Consider the following 3420-nt stretch of genomic DNA (forward strand, 5'->3'; position numbering starts at 1 on the left):
TTAAAAAAAAGAAAATTATTAAATTCTCTTTTTTCATTTTTGAAAAAAGGTTCCATATACTAGTTTGCAGTGCCACTTTGGTGTCTAATTCTTGATTTCTATTTGTTAATTGGGTGTTGCTTATTTCTAAATTAGTAATTTTTTGTTTTAAGGTGTCGATTTCTCGTGAAAGTTGAGCGACTTTCGCTGTTTCAGTTGTTAAATCTGTTGTTCTTTTATCTAATTCTTGGATGATTTGAGTTAAACGTTCGTCATTCGTTTTTAAGGTATTTGTTATTTCGTCGACTTCTAATTGTTTCTTAGCTAAATCTTGCATTTTGTTATCTAATTGAGTACGAAGACCTTTAATTTCTTCTGATGAGTTCGTTTGACTGTTGTTAGAATCCGCTGTTTTGGTTTCATTGTCTTTTGTCAGTTTTTCAATCGCTTGATTTAAATTACTTTTTTCAGTTTCTAATTGAGACGTTTTCGTTGTTAATTTTTGGGTTTCTTCTTCGAGTTTTCTTTTTGTTTCTTCAAGATTTGATTTTAAACTGTTGATTTGTGTATTTATTTGTTCTTTTTCAGAGTTGACATTTTGGATTTTTTCTTCTTGTTGTGTAATTATTTCTTGGAGGTTTTGGATGGTTTGAGTCTTAGTCCGGATCGTTTCGGTATCTCGGGAGATGCGTTGTTGGTTTTCACTTAAATTTTCGATTTGATTGTTGATTTTGTCTTGTTTTTCATTTAATTGAGTTGTTGTCGATTCTAAATTTTGAGTTTTAGAGTCGATATTTTCGTTTAATGTTGTTATCTTCATGTTTAATTCATTTATTTCTGTTAAAGATAAACTGGTGTTATTGTTTAATTCTGTTGTTTTTCTTTCGACTTCTGTTTTAAGGACTTCGATGCCAGCTGTTAATGTTGTTTTATCATTTTTTAAATTTTCAATTTGAATGTGAAGAGTTGTCATTTCTGTTGTTTTCGTATCTAGTTCGTTTGTTTTTGTTTCGAGTTCAGATTTTTTTGTTTCTAATTCTTTGGTTTTAGAATCTAATTCATTTATTTTAAAAGTAATATTTTTGTTTAATGTTGTAATCTCAGCTTCTAAATCATTAATTTTTATTGAAGAATGATTATTTTGTTCCAAAACGACTATTAATAAACTAATTAGAATAAAAAAAATTATAAATAAAGAAAAAATAAATATTTTTTTTGTTTCCTTTTGCATTTTTTTTTTTTTTTCTTTTCTAAAAATTAACAATAAAAAAATATAAAAAAATAAAAAATATAAAAAAATAAAAAATATAAAAAAATAAAAAATATAAAAAAATACCAACAAGAAAAAGATTTATCCGAGGAGTTAATTATAATTTAAATTTTTTCGTTTAAGTTAACTAAATAAATTATTATAATTGTAAGATTTTAATAAATCTTCTTGATAATTTTTTTATTCTTCCGTTGCAGAGTTTTAAAAAGAACTTATTATGTATCTGTTTAATGGTTTCTAATTTTGAGAAGATATTTGAGAAGATAATCTTTTCTAAAATTTTTGTTAATTTTAAATTTTTTTTAAAAAATTAGAAGTTAAATTCTTTTATAAATAAAAGAATATAAGATCGTTTTTAAACTCTTTTTAAATTTGAAATTTTAAAATTTAGAAAAAATTTTTTTAATAAAATAAAAAATTTTCAACTAATATAATTTAACAATTTCTTTTTTTATAAATTGGATTTTTTTTATTGTATTTAATTTCTTTGATTAAATTATTTTTATTGTCGGTTTAAATAAGAATTAAATATAATTATTTTTTCTTGTTATTTTTATTTTTTAAAAATTTAATTTTCTTAAAATTTCTAAAATAATTTATCTAAATCACGAGAACATAAATTAATGCGTATTTCTATGTTGATAATCTATTTTTTTATAATTTTAAGTTGTTTAAAAATTTTTAATGACTTTTTTAATTCTTGGATTTTTTTGATTAGTATTTAAAAGTTAATTAAATAATTGTATCTTTTGAAAGTTATAAAAAACATAAAGAATAAAGTAATATCAGTTCTGGCTCCGGATTAAAATTATAATTATATGTCAAAAAAATTGTTTAATTAAGATTTAATTAAGAATTAACATTTTTTTTGTTTATTCTTTTAAGAAAAAAATAATTAATAAATTTTATTAACTATTCATTAAGAAAACAAAAAAAATATTGTTTCGTTTTGAAACAAATTATCAAGAATAATTTTATGATTAATAATTAATAAAGGAGGGTTTTAAAAAACTTAAAATTAAAAGACAAGATTCTAAAACGTGTTTTTTAATTTAATAAATGTTTTAATTTCTTTCATTGAAAGATGTTTTTTGCCTGTTTTGGTGGTTTATTAAATGATATAATAAGTTTTTTTTAGATTTAATAAAATTTTCTAATGTTGAAACTATTTTTTTATTTTTTCCACCTGTTATTTTTTTTAAAAAATATGTTTTATAAAAAAATTGATTGTTTTAAAATAAAAATCATTCATTAATTAATCGACCTTGAATTTTATCTCTTTTATTTAAATTTATTTTTTTCTATTTTGGTATTCTTCTAACTTCTTTTCATGTTCGACTATCTCTTTGTTCCACTTTAGAAAGTTCTTTTTCATTTTGTTTAAATTCTTGAGTATTTTCTTTATTATTATTTATTAATGAAATTTTATTTTCAATAAGAGATTCTAATTTATTTTTGTTTTTTTTAATTCTTCTATATTCTTGTTAATTTCTTCTAATTCTTTTTTTGTTTACTAGAATAATAGGTTTTTTTGTTTATCATTTAAACACTTGTATTTATTATCTTGATTTGAAACTATTAATAAATTTGTTTCTTTATTTTTCATTTTCTATATATCTTATTTTAACCCTAAAAAGGATTAGTCCTTTCAAAACTTTTTAAATAATATATTATATATTTTGTGTTAATCAACAATAAAACATGTCTAATTTTTGATTTTTTGATAGAAATTTTGAAATATTCAAAATAGTTTTAAAGCCGAAATTATCAAAACGGCATAAATGTATTTTTTTATTTTTTTAATAACGTTTTATAAAAATTGATTGTTAAAAAAAATAAAATCATTATTTAATTATTCCGATAATAACATAAAAAAATTTTACACAATTATAAAAGATATATTTTTTTGATAGGCGTTAAAACCCGCATTTTTTTTAAAACGTCGTCCGCATCCTTGCAATCCTGAAACGGAATTTTTTTAATAAGCGCCGGAATATCGTAAGCTGTTAAATTGTTTAATGCCGGTAGTATCGTTATCAAACTTGATAATAACAGTGATATTATTTTGTTTTAAAAAATTAATCATCGGTTGAGAGATACCAATTATGAGCGATATTAAGCCGACAACGTTTTTAATGCCGTGATTAAAACAATTGATTAAATCAAAAAAA

The 3420-nt window shown here is 20.7% G+C and carries 2 protein-coding genes; both read right to left on the reverse strand.

Features of this window, described 5'->3' with window-relative positions; translation table 11 throughout:
• Positions 1 to 1210, reverse strand: a 1210-nt coding sequence (locus AB6A63_RS01920) for a hypothetical protein (RefSeq protein WP_370431008.1), incomplete at its 3' end; no start/stop codon positions are given.
• A gap of 2017 nt (positions 1211 to 3227) precedes the next feature.
• On the reverse strand, positions 3228 to 3420 hold a 193-nt coding region (locus AB6A63_RS01925), incomplete at its 5' end, for a toprim domain-containing protein (RefSeq protein WP_370431009.1).

The organism is 'Camptotheca acuminata' phytoplasma, from assembly GCF_041276565.1.
Lineage (GTDB): Bacteria > Bacillota_I > Bacilli_A > Acholeplasmatales > Acholeplasmataceae > Phytoplasma.